At 39.4% G+C, this 22,158-nt stretch carries 15 protein-coding genes; 1 reads left to right on the top strand and 14 read right to left on the bottom strand.

The features are described 5' to 3' along the window. Positions 1 to 106: 106 nt before the first annotated feature. The 14 genes from A2536_06055 to A2536_05990 form a co-directional block, all read right to left on the bottom strand. Positions 107 to 1,819: a hypothetical protein gene (locus A2536_06055; GenBank protein OGF46992.1), complete on the bottom strand. Its 1,713-nt coding sequence runs from the start codon at positions 1,817 to 1,819 to the stop codon at positions 107 to 109. Positions 1,820 to 1,913: 94 nt separating this feature from the next. Continuing rightward, entirely contained in the window at positions 1,914 to 2,642 is a 729-nt protein-coding gene (locus tag A2536_06050) for a tRNA pseudouridine(38-40) synthase TruA (GenBank protein OGF46991.1), read from the bottom strand. Positions 2,643 to 2,858: 216 nt separating this feature from the next. Then, positions 2,859 to 3,194 carry a hypothetical protein gene (locus tag A2536_06045; protein ID OGF46990.1) on the bottom strand — a complete coding sequence of 112 codons (336 nt, stop codon included), beginning with the start codon at positions 3,192 to 3,194 and terminating at the stop codon, positions 2,859 to 2,861. Beyond that, entirely contained in the window at positions 3,191 to 3,805 is a 615-nt protein-coding gene (locus A2536_06040; GenBank protein ID OGF46989.1) for a hypothetical protein, read from the bottom strand. The genes A2536_06045 and A2536_06040 overlap by 4 nt, the downstream gene beginning before the upstream one ends. A 155-nt stretch (positions 3,806 to 3,960) precedes the next feature. After that, positions 3,961 to 5,049: an aspartate-semialdehyde dehydrogenase gene (locus A2536_06035; protein ID OGF46988.1), complete on the bottom strand. Its 1,089-nt coding sequence runs from the start codon at positions 5,047 to 5,049 to the stop codon at positions 3,961 to 3,963. A gap of 245 nt (positions 5,050 to 5,294) precedes the next feature. Further along, the gene (locus A2536_06030) at positions 5,295 to 5,735 is read right to left on the bottom strand and encodes a 3-hydroxyacyl-[acyl-carrier-protein] dehydratase FabZ (protein ID OGF47003.1); all 441 of its coding nucleotides are present in this window, start codon (positions 5,733 to 5,735) and stop codon (positions 5,295 to 5,297) included. 4 nt (positions 5,736 to 5,739) lie between these two features. Continuing rightward, positions 5,740 to 6,573 (bottom strand): UDP-3-O-[3-hydroxymyristoyl] N-acetylglucosamine deacetylase, encoded by an 834-nt coding sequence (locus A2536_06025; protein ID OGF46987.1) that lies wholly within the window; start codon positions 6,571 to 6,573, stop codon positions 5,740 to 5,742. After that, positions 6,573 to 7,616 (bottom strand): UDP-3-O-(3-hydroxymyristoyl)glucosamine N-acyltransferase, encoded by a 1,044-nt coding sequence (locus A2536_06020; protein OGF46986.1) that lies wholly within the window; start codon positions 7,614 to 7,616, stop codon positions 6,573 to 6,575. The genes A2536_06025 and A2536_06020 overlap by 1 nt, the downstream gene beginning before the upstream one ends. 15 nt (positions 7,617 to 7,631) lie before the next feature. Continuing rightward, positions 7,632 to 8,135: a hypothetical protein gene (locus tag A2536_06015; GenBank protein ID OGF46985.1), complete on the bottom strand. Its 504-nt coding sequence runs from the start codon at positions 8,133 to 8,135 to the stop codon at positions 7,632 to 7,634. Positions 8,136 to 8,276: 141 nt separating this feature from the next. Beyond that, on the bottom strand, positions 8,277 to 10,538 hold the full coding sequence (locus A2536_06010) for an outer membrane protein assembly factor BamA (GenBank protein OGF46984.1): 2,262 nt from the start codon (positions 10,536 to 10,538) through the stop codon (positions 8,277 to 8,279). Between the two features lie 55 nt (positions 10,539 to 10,593). Next, on the bottom strand, positions 10,594 to 16,179 hold the full coding sequence (locus A2536_06005) for a hypothetical protein (GenBank protein OGF46983.1): 5,586 nt from the start codon (positions 16,177 to 16,179) through the stop codon (positions 10,594 to 10,596). 205 nt (positions 16,180 to 16,384) lie between these two features. Continuing rightward, positions 16,385 to 17,440 (bottom strand): hypothetical protein, encoded by a 1,056-nt coding sequence (locus A2536_06000; GenBank protein ID OGF46982.1) that lies wholly within the window; start codon positions 17,438 to 17,440, stop codon positions 16,385 to 16,387. 90 nt (positions 17,441 to 17,530) lie between these two features. After that, on the bottom strand, positions 17,531 to 18,454 hold the full coding sequence (locus A2536_05995) for a hypothetical protein (protein ID OGF46981.1): 924 nt from the start codon (positions 18,452 to 18,454) through the stop codon (positions 17,531 to 17,533). Positions 18,455 to 18,534: 80 nt separating this feature from the next. Next, positions 18,535 to 19,881 carry a glutamate dehydrogenase gene (locus tag A2536_05990; GenBank protein ID OGF46980.1) on the bottom strand — a complete coding sequence of 449 codons (1,347 nt, stop codon included), beginning with the start codon at positions 19,879 to 19,881 and terminating at the stop codon, positions 18,535 to 18,537. 748 nt (positions 19,882 to 20,629) lie between these two features. Here A2536_05990 and A2536_05985 point away from each other — a divergent pair. Further along, positions 20,630 to 21,934: a hypothetical protein gene (locus tag A2536_05985; protein OGF46979.1), complete on the top strand. Its 1,305-nt coding sequence runs from the start codon at positions 20,630 to 20,632 to the stop codon at positions 21,932 to 21,934. Positions 21,935 to 22,158 lie beyond the last annotated feature (224 nt).

The following is a 22,158-nucleotide window of genomic DNA, read 5'->3' as shown; positions in this document are numbered from 1 at the left end:
GGAGGACAGAGGCCGGAAGACGGAAAGAGATAGTTTTTTTAACATATAATTGCTTCTATCTCTCTCCATTCATCCGTGTTAGAAGTAAAGGTCAATAAGTCTAATTTCAGGAGTTCAGCTTGAGCTTTGCGTTAGTTTCTCCGCCGTTTATTATATATAGAAGGGGAAGAGGTCTGTCAATTTCTTCTACAAAGGCGGGTCTTTTCACCCAGGGCGTTGAAGAAAGGACATTATTCAGGTCCATCCAATACTGAAGCCTTGCAGGCTTTAACCCCCAGGTCATATGAAAATGATTTGCGGGAGTGTATTGTTTATACTCAACCATAGAAGCGTATTTCGGCACAACAAAAGTATGCGGCCAGCCTGCATTGGAGGTGTTACAAACGGCGCCGGCTAATTTCTTCGGTAACTCCGCGGTGGAGGCTTCATCCCAGACAAGGGTAAACATATCGGAAAGCGAGGAGTAAGCAAGACGTCCCGCAATTCCTTCTATTCCTCCGGGGCTTACAAATGTTACGGAATTTCCCATTCCGGGGAAGTAACCTTCATCCGCAAGAGGGAAGGAGACATTGGACATGATCTCTTTTACGGAAGCTCCCGGTTTTGCCGCCCAGTTAAAAGATGCGCTGCCGGAGTTATCCCCGTCAACAAAACCTTTTTCCATCCATGCTTCATTCTTCTTTACGCCTGAAATCTTCAGTTTAGCTATCAGTTGTTTTACTTCGCGGCTTTCCCAGACTTTTCTGAAATCCATAAAGAGCGGAGGGTTTCCTCCCGTTAAATGAGTAAAGAACAGCATGGTAAGAAGCCCCTGCGCATCCGCTTCTGTAGCATAAGGAAGCGGCGATTTGTTTCCATTGTGATCAAAAGTAGAATTAAAGAGTGATTCCATCGTATCGGCAACAGGGAGAGGAATTCCTCTTTTGTCGGAGCCCCATTCCAGCTGGCTCATGAAACCTCCGCCGACTGCATTTAGATCTTTCATTAAATCCCTGACCACAAGGTACATTGCGAGAGATTTATTAAAACGTTCGTCATCCTCAGAATTCCTTCTTTCTATTCTCTTTCCGGCCAGTGCATTGAGCCAGCTTCTCATTTCTTTTAATTCTTTTTTATCATAAGCTTCTTTATTTAACATATCAGAAAGAAGCTTCATATCTAAACGGGTGATTTCAATTCCAAAGGTATTCCTTGCGGGAATAATATGGGCAAGCGCAGTCTCCATACCCATTGAATCATGCCCAAAAAGCATAACACGTTTTCCCTTAAGGTACTGAGTGGTAAAAGCTGCGTAGCACCAATCCGTCAGATCCACGGCAGTCTTCTCACTCATCTCCGGATTTAATCCGGTATCCGCCCAGCTTCCGACTATAAGATGAACCAGACGGCCGTACTGGGAAATAGCTCCGTTTGCGGCATGCGCAAATACCACACCCGGTTTCGGCCCGGAATTTCCGCAAACCAGGCAAAGCGGTGTGCCTTTTGGGAACTGCTGGAATAAAGAAATTAGAGAAAGCTGGGGAAAAGCCCAGGTATCCGGAGCGCAAACAAGAATATTCGCGCCTTTCGATTTTAATTCTCCGGCAACTATATCCGCCTGATTTTCACCGTCCACCAATGTTTCCGAATATACCACCTCAACCTCTTCCCCGCCTGCAAGCTTTACATTAGCCGCAATCTTTTCCGCAACCATACCAATTATATTTTTGCATCTTTCCCTTGAAGCAGAATCAATTCTTGGATCACTTGTCGCAAACACCCCGATGACAGGATGCGCGGGATACGAACTGCCTGAAGTTATCTTTACCGGTTTTTTCATGTTAAGGCTCCTCTTATGTATTTGTCTATTTTTAAGAGGCAATTAACCTCTCAGTTCCTAAAAGTATACCAGAAAATATTGTTTCTATAAATATTCAATATTTTATTTTTGTTAAACAAAGCCCGGAGGCTGGAGCCACAAGGGGCTTTATACCGGTGGTTTTATTAAAAATTTCTTTTGCTATTTCAGGTTTTACCCTGCTGCCGCCTGCCTGTACGAGAAAACCCGCCATCATGCGGACCTGTCTTCTTAAAAATGATTTAGCTGTAACATCTATAAATACCATATCTTTTATTTTGAATATTTTTATTTTGTCAACAGTACGGAGAGTATTTTCCCTCTCCTCGTCGCAGGAGAACGGCCGATAATCGTGCCGACCGAGCAAAAACTTCGCAGCCGCTTTCATCTTTTTAATATCCAGAGGAAATCTCCAATACCAAACAAAGTTTTTAAGAAAAACTTTTCTGTCTTTCCCGTTGTAAACAGTATATCTGTAACTCTTGATCTTTGCCGAATGCCTGGCGTGAAACCCTGATTTAACCTTTTCAAGTTTGGTTATGAAAATATCCCGGGGAAGTATATCATTCAAAGCAATGTGCAGGTTTTTCGGAGGAATAATCGTATCATTGTCGAAAGTAACAGTCTGACATAAAGCATGCACACCGGCATCAGTCCTGCTGGCGCCGAAAGTAGTTATCTCTTTTTTTGTGACTTTTTTTAAAGCATACTCAAGAGAGCCCTGAATAGTAGGCTTCCCCTCCTGCCTTTGCCAGCCCTTATAGTTAGTCCCGTCATATTCCATTGTTAGTCTGATGTTAGTCATAATACCCCGCTGCATTTATTGCTGTTTAGAAAATTTACTTTGGTATTCTTTCTTTCGCCCAGGAGAAAAACCGGTCAGCGTGCTTGTAGAGTTCTAAAACCTGCTTCTCGGTAACAAGAACATCAAGATACTCAACTACTGTCTTTTCGCTCAAAACCGCATCAGCATGTTTAATAGCTTGTTTTGAATCCGAACCGCCCGCTTCGGCAAGAAGTTTTAGGACATCGCTGTGCCTTTCCGAAGAACTTCTAGCCCCAGCTTAAAAACCAAAAAGGCATCAATTGCAGAGATTACACAATGTATGCAGGCAAGAGCGGCCGCCTCATAGTTCAATTCTTTCAAGCAACCTCCGGCTGCTTTATGGCGAGTATGCCGCAGAAAACCATGGAGGTAACTCCGTGGATGAATGCGGCATGAATAATAAATTGAATTCCGCTCGCCGAAACTCCGGACGTAAGTCCTCAGAGGTTCATAAAAACTATCAGCTTTTTTGAAATAGTTCAAATAACGGCTTTGTTCAACCTTCTTCGTTTTAATCTTCTCAGACATCATTTTTGAATAACCTCCCCTATAGGTTTTCCAAACAGCAACTCTCCCTTTTCAATTGCTTCAATTACCCCCTTCTTATTGTTTTTTTCCTTCCGGTATTCTGCAACCGTCCATATCAACGAATCCAATCTATTTCCTGTTGATATTGCAAAATCCTCTGCCAGATCAGAAAGTTTTTCTTTTAAAATCTCTTTAGTTTGAGGGTCTTTTGTCAGAAAGAAGACATCTACATCGCTTTCAGGCCTTTCTTTTCCTTCGCTTACACTCCCGTATAAAACGACAGAAAGCGTTTTTTTTGCTGCCGCCTCCAATTTCATTTTTAGTATTTTTTTAGCAAGATCTTTTTCTTCAATAACTAACGGTTGTATTATTCTTTTTACGGTCTCATGCTTTTGATTTATTTTAAATAGATTAGCTTTTCCGGCCTTTCTTTTTATGACAATCCCCTGTTTTACCAATCCTTCAAGTATTCTGTGCGCATGTACAAAAGAAATACCAATATTCCTTGCTGTTTCCCTTCCCGTCTGCTCGGTCTCATATAATATCATATAACGGAGAAGAGTAAAAGCCAGGGGTGTCTTAATTATTTCATAAACTGCGTTATTATATAGCATTTTTCCTCACGTATCATATAAGGTACATATGTTCCTTATAGTATACATATGAATATGCCTCTTGTCAAGCATTTTGCAAATAACAACGGCGGGAGCTTTTTCCCGCCGTTTACCATAATCTATTGTCGATTTTCCATTTTCTATTGCTCTGAAAGTTATTTACTCCGTAAATAACCTTCGGCTTTCAGGAGCTCAGCAATTAAAACTGCTCCGCCTGCGGCGCCTCTTATTGTGTTATGCGAAAGTGAGACAAATTTGTAATCATAAGCATGGTCTTCTCTTAGCCTTCCGACCGCTATACCCATTCCGTTCTCAATATCCCGTTCCAGTTTTGTCTGCGGCCTGTTATCTTCTTCAAAATATTTAATGAACTGCTTGGGTGCACTGGGCAAATCAAGTTTTTGCGGTTTACCTTTGAACTCTTTCCAGCGTTTTAGGATCTCTTCTTTTCCAGGTTTTTTTTCAAATTTTACAAACGCCGCCGCCATATGACCGTCCGTTACGGGGACCCTTATGCACTGAGCTGTAATAACCGGCTTTACGGCAGAAACTATCTTTCCGCCTTCAATTTTTCCCCAGACTTTTAGAGGTTCTTTTTCGCTTTTTTCCTCTTCCCCTCCGATATAAGGGATAACATTATCGATCATCTCCGGCCAGGTTTCAAATGTCTTTCCCGCTCCGGAAATTGCCTGATAAGTGCAGACTACAACCTCTTTAATCCCGAAATCAAGCAAAGGGTGAAGGGCCGGAACATAACTTTGAATTGAGCAATTAGGCTTTACTGCAATAAACCCGTTTTTCGTCCCAAGCCTTTTTTTCTGTGCGTCAATTATTTTTATATGCAAGTCGTTTAACTCAGGAAGAAGCATAGGAACATCCTCCGTCCATCTGTGAGCAGAATTATTGGAAATTACCGGAACTTCCGCCTTTGCATATTCATATTCCAGCGCTTTTATCTCGTCTTTTTTCATATCAACCGCGCAAAATATAAAATCAACGGAATCCGCAACTTCCTTTATACTGGAAGCGTTCTTCACAACTAATTTACTTATTTTTTCAGGAATAGCCGTTTTCATCGCCCATCTGCCGGCAACTGCGTCAGCATAGACCTTCCCCGCGCTTCTTTCACTGGCTGCAACTGTTACCACTTCAAACCAGGGATGATCAGCTAGCAGCGATATAAACCGCTGACCTACCATGCCGGTAGCTCCGACTATACCTACTCGTAATTTATTACTGCTCATCTTTACTTTTCTCCTATCTTTATATTTCTTTTCCCTGGACGTCGTGCGGCAATCCGTTAGAACGTTACACGTTATCACGTTACTAACGTTTTATCCCGTCTTTCTTCTACTCATAATTCATCTGCTTGTTATTTTTAGTGCTTATTACTTTTTCTTTTTGTTTCAAATTCGATTTACTTTAATGTATTATATGTTATCATCCGCCATTCTTTTTGGAGGATAGAATTTAGTTCTTCGAATTTGCTTTATTGCGGTCTTGCTTGATCTGTGATCGCGCAGACAAAATCGGCTTCCACTACCAGTTCGCCGTCTACCGTTGCTTTACCTTTCATGGCGGCTATTCTTCCGCCAAATCTTGTACTTTCAACTTCCATTACCAGCTGGTCGCCCGGAAATACCATACGTCTGAATTTTACATTGTTAATAGACACAAAGAGTACATTTTTTCCCTGAAGCGCCGGATTTCTCAGCATCATTACACCGCCGGTCTGAGCCATGGCTTCCACCTGAAGGACTCCGGGAAATACCGGATTACCGGGAAAATGACCGTTAAAACAATCTTCATTCATGGTAATATTTTTTATTCCCCTTACTTTTTTTCCTTCTTCAATTATCTCCACTCTGTCCACAAGCAAAAACGGGAAACGGTGTGGAAGCAAAGCCATTATACCTTTTATATCCACTATCACTTTATCTGTCATAAATTCCTCCTATTTTTTTGATCATTTTTATATCAATACTATGTCCGCTTTTAAAAGCAATAAACCTTCCTTTTATACTGAAAGGCAATAAAGCTAAAGCTCCTAAAAGATCCAATATTTTGTGCCGCACTATTTCATCTTTATACCTCAAGCCGCCCTTATTTACAACCCCTTTGTCGTTAAACATTAGCGCATTTAACGCACCGGCACCTTTTATCAGTCCGAGCTTTTTCTGTATCTTCACCTGTTCTGTCCAGCCAAAAGTCCGAGCATTTGATATTTCTTTTATAAATTTCCCCGGTTTAAGATTAAACTCCCTGTATTTCGAACCGATTGCCGGATTATCAAAAGAAGCATAATATCTGATCTCCAGCTTTTTTGCTTTTTCGGCTTTCAAAAATCTTCCGGCTTTTATTTCCGCTGTTAAAAGATCTTTTTTAATTATTATTTTTTTCCGGGCTTTTGAAAATATTTTCAATCCGGCTTTTTTAATAGCTTTTGAAAATTCCGAAGCACTACCGTCCATTATGGGAACTTCTTCGGAACCGGTTAATTCACAAATTACATTATCAACTCCCGCTCCGTATAAAGCCGCTAAAAGATGCTCACAGGTGATCACTCTGGCTTTACCGGATACCAGAGTAAGAGCATAAGAGCCCTCCACCGCATTTTTATATAAGCCTTTTACTTCTCCGTTTTTGGTGGAAAATAAAATACCGGTCCCGGCTTCAGCCGGCATTAGCCTTAAAACAGTTTTAACGCCGTTATGAAGTCCGATTCCGGTAAAAATACATTCTTTTTTTATTGTTGTTTGAAAAGACATTACTTCTTTATCTGCCCTTTAAGATATTCTTCTATATCCTTAAACCGCTGTTCCAGGACTTTAAGTCTTGAATTAATTTCTCCTACTTTTTTCGCCTCGACAAGGGTTTTCCAAAACTGTCTGGCTTCTTCAGCAGGAGAACCTACGTACACCTTATTTGCGTCTATACTTTTTGATACTCCGGCCTGTGCGAGAACAAACGCATTTTCTCCTACCTCCACATGATCAGCAACCCCTGCCTGACCGGCAAGTATTACTCCGTTCCCGAGTTTCGCGCTTCCGCCCAGTCCTGCCTGACCGGCAAGAATACAATTTTCTCCTACAACGGCATTATGCCCGACCTGCACAAGATTATCTATCTTGGTCCCTTTTTTTATTCTGGTCTCTGAAAGCATAGCGCGGTCAATACACGCGCAGGCCCCGATTTCCACATAATCTTCTATAACTACAGTCCCAACCTGGGGTATTTTGTAAAAAGTACGGTCCTCTTTTTTTGTATAGCCAAAACCGTCGCTCCCTATAACCGCGCCGGCATGAATTATTACATGATTTCCGATGAGAACTTCTTCCCTTATTGTCACGTTAGCATAAATTACCGTATTGGCCCCTATCCGCACATTTTTTCCTATATAAACAAACGGATATATTATGGAGTTCTCTCCAATATCCGCTCCGTCTTCTATTACGGCAAATGGAAGTATTGCCGCTCCGGTGCCTATTTTTGATTTGGTAGAAACCACCGCCGAGGAATGGATACCTTTTTGCGGTGCTTCTTTGATATAAAGCTTCTCCATTATTTTTGCGACAGCATAATGCGGATTGGGGACGGTAACGGTATTTTTGCCGGGAAGAGAAAGCCCTTCTTTTAGGATCAAAGCCCCTGCTTTTGAAAGCTCAGCATCTTTAATGTTTTTTTCTTCAGCAACAAAAGAAATATCCCCGTCCTTTGCTTCCAAAAGCTCCGCAACACGGTAAATATAAATACCGGATTCTCCGGAAAGTTTTCCGCCTGTCAAACTCGCAATATCCGATAAAGTCAGCATTTTCTCTGTTCTTCTTTACTTCTTTGCATTAATTCTTTTAATCACTTTGTCGGTAATATCTTCCCCGCCGAAAACAAGAGCTTTCTTATCAAACAAAAGATCATATTTCAGCTCTTTCGCAACTGCTTCAGACGCAACGGTGATATCCACAACAAGCACATCTGTCCGGTTTTTTTCTTCTTTTGAAAATTCATTTACTATTTCCTGTGATCTTTTTTGATAAACCGCTGATTTTTCTTCAATCTCTTTCTGCTTTGTTTTTTTGGCTTCATCAGAAAGCAAGGCAGATTGGGCATAGAATTTCTTCATAAGGTCTTCTATTTCAGCTTTCTTTGCCTCAACCTCGCTCTTTTTCTTATTACCCCACTCTTCAAGTTCCTTAGTAAAAGCTTCTGTTTTCTCATAAGCTTTAAACACTTTTGCCATATCAAACACCGCGATCTTCAGCTTTTCTTCCGCTCCTGCAAACCCGCAAAACACAAATGCCGCTACTACTGCCAGAAACACTGTCTTCTTCATATACTCTCCCCGCGCTCTCAAAGCGCATTATTTTACTTTTATCGTGCAACGTGATAACGTGACACGTTCTAACGTAATCTTTTTTAAAATATCTTTTACTTTACAAACCTTATAAACCTTAAGAACCTTACAAACTTGTTTTTAGAATATATTCCCCATATTAAAATGTATCTGCCCGCCTTGAGTTGCCTGAGGGCTAAAACCATACCCGTAGTCAATGCGTATCATAAGCGCCCCGCCAATCATAATCCTGAGACCGAACCCTACGCTGGTCGGAATATTAGCAGTGTCAAATGCAGTCACATGATCCCACGCTTTACCGGCATCAAAAAAAGCAGTGCCAAAAATCGGACCATAAATAGGGAAACGGAGCTCTGCATTCCCCAGCGTCATAAAATTTCCACCGACAGGAGTACCGGTATTATCCAAAGGTGATAATATTCTCTCTCCGTAACCTCTGACTGTATCCGTGCCGCCTACAAAGAATTTTTCATAGAAAGGAACATTGGGGGTGCTGCCAAAACCGGTGGTATAGCCGGTCGAAGCGCGAAGCGCAAGTACTAAGTCCCCCGAAATACTGAAAAATGTCGAGGCATCCACCACATATTTCGTAAAATTAGTTGTACCGAGAATTAAACCGCCGGCGTATTCGATGGAAGCGCTTAATTTATAACCGCTCTTGGTGTTAAAGAAAATGCTGTCTCTCGTATCCTTTACCCATTGAGCAGTAATTGAACTGATGTCGTTGGTGCCGGCAACACTTTGAATCAAACTTGAGGCCGCTACTGCCACATCATAGATATTTACCTGCTCGTATTTATAAGTAAGCCAAAGCCTTGTATTATCGTTGAGTGGAAGCCCAAACCTGATATTGCCGCCTATTCTTTGATCTTTATAGTCCGCATAGTAAGCCTTCAAGACATTATAAAGAGAGGCGCCCGCAGATACAGGGCTTCCCATGAGCCAGGGCTCAAAAAACGAAAGATCATAAGACTGTCGGCTTGATCCGAATTCCCAGCTTACAGAGATCCTCTGGCCGTTTCCTAAAAAGTTATTTTCTGAAACAGAAAGCATTCCCGTAAGACCGTCAAGCGAGGAAAAATTAGCTCCCAGCTGTAATTGCCCCGTCTGTCTTTCTTTTATGGTAAGAACCAATTCACGCCTGTCGGGCTTCCCTGCTACAGGAAGAAGACCCGGGCTAACCTCTTCAAAAAACCCGAGGTTATATATTTTTTCAAGGCTCCGTCTTATCTTCACGCTGTCAAAAGCCTCACCCTCTTTTAATGTCAACTCACGAAGAATTACATTATCTTTTGTTTTATAATTATTTTCTATTCTTATTTTATCAATGAAAAAGACCCCGCTTTCTTTAATTTTAATCATTACGAAAACAGTCTTTTTTCCTTTATCGGGAAAAACATCTCCTGATACCTCTGTTTCTATATAGCCTTTTTCGGAATACATAAACCTTATTTTATCAAGATCCCTCGCATATACTTCATAATTAAAAATGTCGTCCTTTTTTAAATTAAAAGCAGCGGCTAAATCTTTCACCTCATAGATCTTTTCATTTGTAACACTGAATTGTACTTCAGAAAATTTATACTGATCACCTTCGTCCACAGTTATATCAATAAATATTTTTTCTTTAATGTCATCATAGGTAACTTTATGCGAAAAAATATTTGCAAGGTAAAAACCTTCACTTTTATAATAAGCAACTATCTTTTGAAAATCCCGGGACAATGTCTCCTCGCTAAAAGTACCGGCAACAAGAAAAGCGGCTTCGGAAGTTTCCATCTTTCCCTTTAAAACGCTTTCGGTGAAATTCTTAATTCCCAAAAATTTTATTTTTGAGACATACATGTGACGGCCTTCATTAATATTAAAAGTGACCTTTACTTTATTATTTTTTTCATCTTCTTTTATCTCATAAGTTACCGCCGCAAGGTTGTAACCTTTTTCCTGATACTTTGCCAGAAGTTTTTCCACGGCTTTTTTAATTAAGGACAGTTCATATGAATCCCCCTTTACAAAGCCCGCTTCCGTTTCCAAATCCCCTCTTCCCACTTCTTTCACTCCGATAAAACTAATTTCTTCCACCACCGGCTTTTCTTTTACGGTAACTATAATTTCTATGCCTTCAATACCTTCGTCTTTTGCTATTTCCACATCGGAGAAATAGCCCAGATTAAATATTTTTTTAAAATCCAGAAGAGCCTTAGCTTCGGAATACTCTGTTTTAGTTTTCAAAGACATCACCGCAGTTATTAGATCTGTTTTTATATTTTTAACACCGACAAACGTTATCTTGTTTATGCTGTTGTTCGGAGCAGTGACCTCTCCAAAAACACAAGCACCTGTAATAATAATTATCGTCATCACACTCACTAGTTTTCTCATTTTCCCTTCCTTTTTGAAAAAACGATTTCACTGATACAGACAAAGATTACTTGTTCTATTTTAATTTCTCGCCGCACTTAATGCAGAATTTAGTACCTGCTTTGTTTTTAGTTCCACAGTTAAGACACTTTATAGTTTTATTTTGCTCTATGTTGGGTTCATTATCAAATTTCAATACTGCTGTAAGCCCAACTTTAACTTCATTTGGATTTAACGCAAAATTAAATTTTCTATTACCCACGCCGTATTCAAGAAGTATTTCCGGTAAATATGTGGAAGTTGATGTCGGCGCCTTCGGATCAAAATATTTATACGCAATAGTTTTAATTTTTATGTTATCGGCAATCATTTTTGATACACCGAGCTGCAACTCGTCAAGTACATTCGTGTTTAAACCAATAGGAAAATCCTGTGCTCGATATTTTGAATTCTCTCTTCTTGTAATATCTATATCAATAGAATCACCTATCAGCGTCTTCATACTCTCATTAAATACCTGAACCGCAAACATTGCCAGCAGCTTATCTCTGGCATTATCCGCAGTAAGATCCGTAAGCCCGCTAATGATTTTTATTATCTGATCTTGCGTTTCTTCCGGTTGAGACGTTAAAACAGCGTCAAAATTTTCACCGTTTCCCAGCTCAGCATACAGACCTTTTTTACCTTTAATAGAAAGAAATACCTTATGCGTGCTCGTGTTATACTCGCCGGTAGCGCCTATGGCCGGGCTTCTTTTTGTATTTTCCAAAAAGACAAAAGAAGCAGTCTTTATATTAAACTTCACTCCGGCAAAGGTTAAAAACCCTTCATTAATATCAGCTCCACCGCGCATCTGTAAATCACCGCCGGGACCCGAAGAAGTAATAATACTCCCTGATTTCAGCTTTGCCCGGCAATAAGTGTTATAATACCATACACTTTCTTCAATTACTACTTTTAAATTCCAATCCATTTCCTTGAGTATTCTTGGAGCCATATCCCCTTCTTTATTCGAAGGAGGCCAGGTAAAATTCGTATCATACACATGTAGTTCACCATTCATGCTGAAATTATGGGATTTACTGCCCTTTATCGTAAAATATTCATCCCTATCATACCCTTTTACAAACATCGTGCCCTCATTATTCATTATAGAATCTACCTTAAACTTAATACCCTTTCTTTCCGCCGTCTGCCTGTTTCGCACCATTATATTTGTGTTCTCATCCGGATCCGGGTAAAATTTCTTCAAAGTAAGTTTTCCGAAGACTTCTACGGGGCTTTTATCCACTTCAAAACTAAGATTATTTATTGTTACGATATTTTTTTCTATTGTAAATTTCGCCTTAACATTATTTGCCTCTTTAATAAAGCCAACAGGAAAAAGTTTTGAACCTTCTTTAATAATAAGATAGCCTTTTTCTATCTCAGGATAGGAAATTTTTCCTTTTATCTTAAAATCCGCGTCCATTACACCTTCAACTTTATTAAACCAACCGGTTATCATAATCGGCTGCAATCCGGTATTGTTAAGTACAATATGAAGGTCTTGCTCCTCTTCCTGATCAAGAGGAATAGTCCCGTCAACTTTAACCTGATAAAGGACTTTGGATGAATTATCTCTTTGTTCTCCGACTACCTGGGACAAGGTCATTTTATTATCAGAAAAACTCATGTCCCCTGTTAGAGAACTAAATGCCATATTAAAAACATTTACATTGCGCAGCGTACCTCCGATACTTACATTTGGCATACTCGAAGATCCCTTATAAATAACACCGGCATTATTGACGGTACCGGTCATATTAAAATCCAGATCAAAATACTTGAGAATAAATCCCACATTTGTATTATTAATATCTATAACCATATCCGAAACCGGCCCGGAAACCCCGGATATCTTTATAATTCCCGGAGTGTTATCATAAATATTCAGTTGAACATCTTTAAACTCCGTGGAATTTTTATCTTTAAATATTATCTCACCCTTTACCGTAGAGGTGTTACCCTTGTAATCAGAATTGTTTTGCAGCTTGAAACCGGTTTTTGTACTAATCAATCTAAAGGCAAGATTATTCATCTTATAATCATTCATTGTAAAATTTTTAAGAAAAATTTCAGTCTCAACCACCGGTTTTTCGCCAAGCGCGATTCTAAAATTGCCTGTTTCCGCATCTGCCTTCATTCTAAGTCCAAAGAGCTGTTTAAAATCCGCGGCAGCAGAGATTTGAGCTTCAACATAATCTTTTTTGAAAGTAAATACAGCTCTTTTAAATTCAACGTGATTGTCCAGGCGTAAATCATCAAAGTTAAGATTTTTAAAATCTAACACGGAATTTTTATAATCAAACTCTCCCCTAAAATCCCCGAGAAGACCGGTGCCGGAACGAACATTTTTTGCTGAAAATAATCCTGACACTACCGGAGCCGAAATTTTTCCCGTAATTTTTATACCCAGAGAAGACTGCAACTCAGCGCTTATATCAACTTTTGACTTAAGAAGGGGCAGCAGGTTCTTTATATCCACGCCCATAAGAGAAACTGTCAGATCGCAATCAGTTTTTTCCGGAGAAAAATCCTCAGGCGCAAAGAGAGAACCGCTTACATCCAGGCTTCCCGTCTCCTGGCTGACCAGAAGCCGGGACAACCCGATGTCATATCCTTTTTGTGATTTGTTTAAAATAAAATTTGCTGTTATCCGGTTTGCTTTAAAATCACCGTATTTTGGATTTGTTACAGTCAGTATGTTTTCTGCTTTTATATTGCCGTTTTTATCAGTCTTAATATCTACAAATCCGGTAAGTTCTCCGGCTATGAGAGTTTTTTTTAATTCAAGATCCAAAAAGGATATTTTTCTTAAGTCGCTGGCGTCAAATTTAAGTCCTGCCGAGAATCCGCTATTTCTAAAAGTATATTCGGCTTCTCCTTTTATATTTTCCCATTCGAGACCTTTAAATGTCAATCGATTCTCTTTCTTATCATAGGCAATATCCAAAGCTATATTATTTACTTTTTGTTCATTGAAGGAAAGAACATAAGATTTTGTTTTTGCCGAAATAACAGGTTTTTCCGGATCAAAAAGTCCGCTTGCGCTTATATTATATCTGCCTGATATTTTATTTTTATCAAAGGTATTGGACATATTAAAATCAAGACTGGAATAGCCCTTTTTTTTAAGCGAGATTATCCCGCCGGCAGCAAGAATAATGTTATCCATTCCAAAATCAAAACTCTTCACCGTAAAAATTCCGTTTTTTACTTCAAATTTCAGACCAAACAGCTCCACCGTTTTTCCAAAAGCAGAAGCATTTTGAGCGTTTAATTCTCCGTCGCCGTTTAAACTGTCAAAATCTCCGTTTAATCTCAACCCTCCGTTAAGCGTACCTTTTGTCTCTTCTTTATTCTGGGGAATTTTGAATATAGTAAACAGTGTTGACAGCTTGCCATTTTTTACCGTTAAACTGCTGTCCAAATGTGTTTTATTCAAAAAGGTTATCTCGCCGTTAAAAGTATATTCATTATCAATATTTAGTTTATCTATTTTTAAAGTAGAGTTATTATAAAGGAACGAAAGGTCCGCTTTCAGACTCTGATTCCCGTCAAGTATCATATTATCAGAAGTCAGCGTTGCTATAAATTTAGGATAGGTGATGCTCCCGAGTATTTTTCCGGCGAAAGCACCTCTCCCTGACATTTTATAATACGTATTGAATGCCGGTATCTTTGAAAAATCCACCTTTGAAGCACTCACCGTAAGATCAAGAGGCATCTCTCCGGCAAGACCAAGAGTGCCGTCTGCTTTCAGATATCCCGTGTCGTCCTGGTTAAAATAAAGACCTGAACCCGTAAGCGAGCCTTTTTTTATGGTGAGATTACCTTTCGCTGTTTTCGCTTTATAACCTTCAAAATTAAAATTATTTATTGCAATATCTCCGGACAAAGTAATATCATCAAGCGGACCTTTCATAGAAAACACAGCGGTGGATTCTCCGCCAAGGTTGAATTTATTTTCAACGAAGAAACCGTAAGCATTCTTAAAATTCATCCCGGAAAGCTTTATAAAACCGTCTGTGTAAGTTTTATTTTTTTCAAAGGTAAAAACCGTCTGTATTCCTAGCTTTTCGGTAGAAACAGCACTTACTTTGAGTTTATTATTTTTATGAAATAAAAGGTCACCTGTAATATCTCCCAGTGAACCGCTTACATAAGCTGCTTTCTTTACGCTTACTTTTGAAGCTATAGTTATATTATTTAAAAGCCCTTTTGCTTCAATAGAGAACGCGGCTTTTCCTGCCGCTCCGGGAATTCCAACCATATTACAAATCTCTCCGAACTGCATATCAGAAGCAGCTCCGTTTAGAGAGAGATAATTTTTTATCACATCATAATTTCCGGAGAGTCCGGCCATGCCGTCAAATGCATATATCTTAAGGCTTTCAATAACCGCTTTTTTATCTTTGTATCTTAACACCAGCTCATTATTTTCCGTCTTGACACCGGAGATTCTCAAGTCCCTCACATTTGCAAAAACATTTATAGCCGGAGAGGCAAAAACACCTTCAATGGTAATACCTGCATTACAAATTCCTGCAGGATTAAGCCCCTTGAATATTTCTTCTTCATTAAAATCCGCAAGATCCGCTCTATTCAGATATACCGAGACCTTCCCTTCCGGTTTTCCTTCAAAAGCATTTTTAATTTCCCCTCTGGCGGTAATGGATGAATTTTTAAGAACAGAAGCAAAATTTTTAATTTTAATACTTTCTTTGGTGAGAGAAATTTCGCTGACTATTCCGGACAAGACAGCCTTGAAATCCGCAAACCTGGCTTCTCCGTTTTTTATCAAAAACTCCGCACTTACACCGCTGGAAATATCATCAGAGATTTTAACAGTAAGGTCAAACTTTCCGGCTTCTATAAAAAGTTTTCCGGTTTTATCCGCGGGAAGGTATGTCAAGGCATAACCTGCATAGTGAGAAAGTTCCAGATCTTTTCCGGTAACTATAAGCGCACTGATCTTATTTTTTAAATCAACAAGACCGTCCACATAAAGATTTGTTTTTTTACTGGAAAAGCTTTTAGATCCGGCTTTTACGGAGAGTTTTCCCTGTCCGACAAATTCTAAATTTCCATAGATATCGCGAAAATAGGAATTAAATTTTTTTTTACTGTCCTTTATTCCTATCAAGCCTTTTGAAACGGTAATGGGAAGTTTTTCAGGAAACACTGAATTTTCGGCAACCGGCAGAGAGTTGATGAAATCAATAATGTTCCAGCTTCCTTGTTCATCTTTTTCTATTAAAACCGCAGGGCGGATAATTTCTATGCCTTTCAAACTTTCAATTACCTGTTTTTTATTAAAAACAATATCAGTAAAACTATATTTCACGGAAACCTTATCTATAACAATAAGAATACCGTCTTTAATCTCTTTTTTTGAAGCAATTCTAACATTAACTAAATCTATTGAATCAAAGATCCCTCCTTCTATCTTTTCTATGGTTACTTCACGGTTTAGTGCTTTGGTAAGCTCTAATTCAATTATATTTTTAAATTGTTTTACAAAAACACCTGTTTTAGCAAGTATAAATGCAGTAATACCCAGCAATAGAATAATGCCGAGTGATATGAAAAGTATCTTTCTTTTGGTACCCTTTTTCATCTTTTCCTTGAAAAATCGGATCTTTCTAATATTTTACAGGCATTTTAAAGCATTGTCAACCTGCGAATACATATAATATTGTATACTGCTAATATTTAGACAGGATAAAGATGGTAATAGTTCCTGTTTTTTTGATTTTCCGGGATTTTTCCATAAAAAAAGGGGGCGCATAACGGCACCCCCTTTTTCATTTTTAAACTGAGAGTTATTTGATCTTTACTTCTCTTTTTTCCTGAGATGACAGGTAAATAGCATCTATGATCTTCTGTATAACAAGCCCGTGTTCGGCAGGCGCAACAGGTTTTGCTTTTCCCGTACAGACTTCCATGAAATTTCTCTCCTGATTTACCCACGCATCTTCCTTGACATATTTCGGATTAATATCCGCGATCTTTCCAAAATGCTCGGTGAATATCTTTAAAGGAGCTCCCATTTCCAGCGTTGCCCCGCCTTTATCCCCCATAAAATACGAGTAAAACCCTTCCCGTTCAATATTTGCAGCCCAGCTTACTTCCAGGTTAAGAGTTGAACCGTTTTTAAATCTGACCAGAGCAGTAACAAAATCATCTACGTCAAATTGTCCCAGTTTTACAAGACCTCCCCACATGGAAACATAATTATAATCTTTTTTATGACCGAATTTCATGTACGCCGCTCCGGAGACAGAAACCGGTTCCGGAAAACCCATCTGATACATTGTAAGGTCCAATACGTGAACACCGTTATCTATTAGTCCGCCGCCGCCGGACATATTTTTTGTTGTGAACCAGCCGCCAAGCCCGGGAATACCGCGGCGCCTCATGCAATAAGCATCAGCATGATATATTTCCCCGAGTCCGCCCTCGTCAACAATACTTTTTAAAGTTTTGGAATCATCTCTCTGCCTGTTAACAAACCCAATAATGAGATGTTTTTTATTTTTTTTTGCGGCAACGATCATTTCTTCGCATTCCCCCGCGTTCATCGCCATAGGTTTTTCGCAAAGTACATTTATCCCGGCATTTAAAGCATCTATCGCAACCGTCTTATGCAGAAAATTTGGCACTCCGATTACCACCCCGTCAAGCCGCTCGGTTTTAAACATCTCCTTGTAATCAGTGTAAGTATTTTTTACACCAAGTTCATCAACCAGCCGTTTAGCCCTTGCCGGATTTAAATCTGCAACTGCCGCAACTTCTATTCCCGCCACCTGCTTTGCCGCTTTTGCATGCGCAAAACCTATCCCCGCACCAATTATCCCCAATTTAAAACTTTCCGACATGTTTATTACCTCCATTCCCAAACGGGAAAATTTAATAATATCTGAAAACATTATATGACTATCTCGGGTGAGTATTCAAGAAGAAAACGACTACTTCTTTGCCACAATTAAAAAATCGAGACCGAACGAATAAAGGCCGGGAATGTTCTTTGAATTGTTCATAAAATACCTGTAAGAGTAATAACTGTTGGAATGCTTTTTTACTTCAGCAGGGGCAAATTCTTTCTTTTCCATTTTGCTTTCTTCTGTAAATCTGTAGGCCTCTTTCCAGCTTTTCTTCAGAGGGAGTAAACCGGAAACTCTCAAACCGCGGGAAATACTGCAGGTTTTTGTCTTTGTTATTTTAAAACCTGTTTTTTCAACCATATTTACAAGCGTTTTTTTGGGGAAGAAAAACAAATGACCGTCTTTGCTCTTTGCCGGAGTTTTTTCTTCCTTATAAAATCTTTGAAGAAGCTCAACGTCAACTTTGCCGTTGGGAATCAATAATTGAAAGGTTCCTCCGGATTTTAAAACCCTGAATATTTCCTTTAAAAAACCAATGGGGTCGGTAACATGCTCTAAAACATTATTCATATGAATATAATCAAAATAATTTCCGGCAAACCCCGATTTTTTAAGATCCCCCTGTCTTACGTCAAGACCAAGCTTTTCTTTTGCATAAGCTACTGCGCTGGCGGAGAATTCTGTTCCAAAAACTTCCCAACCGCATTTATCCTTAATGCCTTTTATAAAATGACCGGCAGAACATCCGATATCAAGAAATCTTCCCGTATGGGCAATTTTTTTTAATTTTACGGCAAAAATACCGCCACTATGTTCATCTTTGTATTGGTCAAAAGCATAGTAGGAATTATTATAAAATTTATCCAGTTCTGATGCTGACGGCAGGGGATCAAAATAAGAAACACCGCAGTTTTGGCAACTGAGAATATTGTAAATTGTCCCAACCGTAAGACAACTCTTACAAATAAATTTTTTTTCTTTATCATTTTTACAAACAATGCATTCCATAATTATATTTTAAAGCAAAAAAGGGCGTTTTACAACGCCCTTTTTTGAAATACGGGCTCGATGGTCAAGCAACTACAATCTTACACTAAACCCTGATCTATCATGGAATCGGCTACTTTTCTGAAGCCTGCAATATTGGCTCCGTTTACATAATTCCCGGGAGTACCAAATTCTTCCGCAGCCTCTTTTGCTGCTTTATGAATGTTAATCATAATATTATGAAGTTTATTGTCAACCTCTTCTCTTGACCAGGCAAGTCTCATGCTGTTTTGTGACATTTCCAGTCCGGAGGTGGCAACACCGCCCGCATTTGCAGCTTTTCCCGGACCATAAAGTAATTTCTTCTTTACGAATATCTCTATAGCTTCCGGAGTTGAAGGCATATTTGCTCCTTCTGCAACACAGATACAACCGTTGTCAATCAAAGCTTTTGCGTCTTTCCCGTTAACTTCATTTTGAGTCGCGCATGGCAAAGCAATTTCTGCTTTCGCAGCACCCCACGGCTTCTTACCTTCAAAGTATTTTGAGCCTTTAAACTTTGCAGTGTATTCTTTAATTCTGCATCTCTTGCAATTTTTTAAATCCATTACGAACTGAAGTTTTTCTGCGTTTATACCGTCTTCATCAAGAATAGTTCCATTGGAATCAGAAAGCGTCAAAACTTTTGCTCCATATTCATTACATTTTTCAACAGCATACTGAGCCACATTACCGGAACCGCTGATCAATACTTTTTTATTCTTAAAAACTTCGCCCTTTGTCTTCATCATTTCTTCTGCAAAATATACTGTTCCATAACCTGTAGCTTCCGGTCTGATCAAACTCCCACCCCAGCTAAGGCTCTTTCCGGTAAGTACTCCTTCATAGACATTCTTTAATTTTTTATACTGCCCGAATAAAAAGCCTATTTCCCTGCCGCCTACTCCGATATCTCCTGCCGGAACATCGGTATCAGCTCCGATATGTCTAAAAAGCTCACTCATGAAGCTTTGACAAAAGCGCATTACTTCATTATCAGATTTCCCCTTGGGATCAAAATCACTCCCGCCCTTACCGCCGCCCATAGGAAGACCTGTCAGACTATTTTTAAACACCTGTTCAAAACCAAGGAATTTTAAAACACCGAGGGTAACAGTAGGATGAAGCCGCAATCCTCCTTTGTAAGGACCTATGGCGCTGTTAAACTCTACTCTGTAACCGGTATTAACATGGAACTCGCCTTTATCGTCCATCCAGGGCACTCTAAATATTATAGTTCGTTCAGGCTCCACAACTCTTTCAAGGATACTTTGAGCTTTATACTTAGGATCAGATTCTACCAATACTTTTATTGAGGTAAGAACCTCAGAAGCTGCTTGAAGAAATTCTTTTTCCCAATAGTATTTATTGTTTAAATTATCCAGTACACCCTTCACATATCCTTTCATCTCTTGTCTTCCTCCTTTTTTCAAAAAAAACGTCTAAACCGATAAAAATTGTAGCTTTACGGTTAGACGTCTTCGTCCAAGCACAACTTCGTACTTTTCTTTATTACAGCTTTTCTGTTATATACACCCTTGATACAAGGAAAATATGACACTATTTACAGTAAAAATGCTCTTTCACAATACGCCTTTGTATTGCGTGACAATCCTATCATATAGTCGGCCCAGTGTCAACCTGTATATATGCTATATTTAGCATATTATAGGCTATAAACACCGCCTATTTACGCTATATTAACATATTTAGAAGGCAGAATATCCTATTTTTACGGTATATACGGTAAATCATACAGTCGCGCATTTTCCCTGCCCCTGTAAGCAGTTATACATATTGCAGTAAATGAAGAAAGACGACGCAATCATACCTCACTTCCAGTGTGAATGAATTTCAGTAAAAACCTTGTAATGTTTACCGTAAAAATTGGCGGTCAGCAGAATCCCAAGTTTTTCAGAAAGTTTGACCCTTAAATCTTATATTTTAAATATCTAATTTTTGTCCCTACCCGCCCTTAGGATTGTAGGGGCATTAAAACTAGATAACCAAATTTTCTATAAAATATCAGTTTCACTCATAATAATGGGTGTTTTGTCTACTTCAAATGTTGAGCATGCTTTTGCAATTGACTATGCCGCTTTCATATTATAAACTAATGCTGATTCAAAAGAGCTTAAAGTGTTAAAGGAGAAACTTATGCTTGATCCCAAAATATTTATGAATGACGAAGGTATAGACCGGGATAAATATATAACCGGACTTTATCTGCTTCAGTGCGAAACAACGGATATTTTAAAAAAAGTTGAAGCTATCGCGCTCGAACAATCCACCGGTACATGGGTTCAGCTCCCGGAAGAAACCGACGAAATACGCAACCGCTGTGTCGCGAAAGTTCTCGGAGTTTATGAGGTCCCTCAATATGAAGATGCGCTTCCTGTCGGGACCAAGGAAAGAACTTTCATATTTAAGATCGCGTTTCCCGCGGATAATATTAACGGCCAGATTCCGCAGGTATTAACCGCCTTGTACGGGAATATCTCCATGTCCGGGAAATTAAAGCTTCTCGATATCACGCTCCCTCACTCTTTTGTAAAAAATTTTAAAGGCCCTAAGTTCGGCATAGAAGGAATGCGAAAACTTATAAATGTATACGACAGGCCATTGATGGTTGCCATGTTCAAACCCTGTATCGGCATGGATCCAAAATCTGTTGGCAAAATGCTTTTCAATCTCGGTATGGGCGGCGTGGATGTTATAAAAGATGACGAGCTTCTGGCAGACCCGACTTTCTGTACGGTGGAAGACCGGCTGGAAGAATGCTTAAAAGCCTGCGATAAAGTCTATAAAGAAACAGGAAGAAAAGTTCTGTACGCCTTAAATATCACGGACAACTTTGATGTAATGTTCAAAAAAGCCAAAGATGCGGTAAAAGCCGGAGCAAACTGCATTATGGTAAATGTTTTCACCGTCTCTTATTCCGGAATGTCAGTTCTCGCGGAGGATCCGGCAATTAATGTACCCATACTTTCACATCCGGACTTTGCAGGTGCTCTCTTTGGCTCGCCTCACTACGGACTTGGTTCAAACCTGGTACTTGGAAAGTTAAACAGGCTTGCGGGCGGGGATATGGTAATATATCCTTCCCATCTCGGAAAAGTACCGATGGTAAAAGAAAGAGTTATCCGTATCGGCCAGGAACTTACTTCCCCGTTCTACCATATAAAGAGAGCCTGGCCCGGGCCTTCCGCCGGAATGTATCCCGGAATTGTCCCGCAATTAATTGAGGATTTCGGCAATGATGTAATAGTCGGCGCAGGCGGAGGTATTCACGCTCATCCCATGGGTCTTATTGCCGGAGCCAAAGCTTTCCATCAGGCAATAGAAGCAACTAACAAAAAGATCCCTTTACGTAAAGCCGCAGAAAAGCACAAAGAACTAAAAATAGCGCTGGATAAATGGGGAACCCCGGAGACAGCAAGTAATTATTCGCTCACGAAATAAAACTTAAAGCAAGCACTAAGAATTAAGCACTAAATTCTAAACAATGACTAAGGTAAAAGCACTAAGCACTAAAAAAGAAGATATTTAATATAATTACAAAGATTTTGTTTAGTTATTAAGCTTTAGTGATTCAGACTGTGTCGCAATTATTTCTAGAAACACCGTTCTTTGACAACTGGAACCAAGAAGCGGTTTTTTAACCGAACTTAAACATTTTTCCCGGA

Source organism: Candidatus Firestonebacteria bacterium RIFOXYD2_FULL_39_29 (assembly GCA_001778375.1).
Lineage (GTDB): Bacteria > Oederibacteriota > D2-FULL-39-29 > D2-FULL-39-29 > D2-FULL-39-29 > D2-FULL-39-29.
The sequence above is the reverse complement of the archived record's forward strand: the minus strand, read 5'-3'. Positions and strand labels throughout refer to the sequence as shown.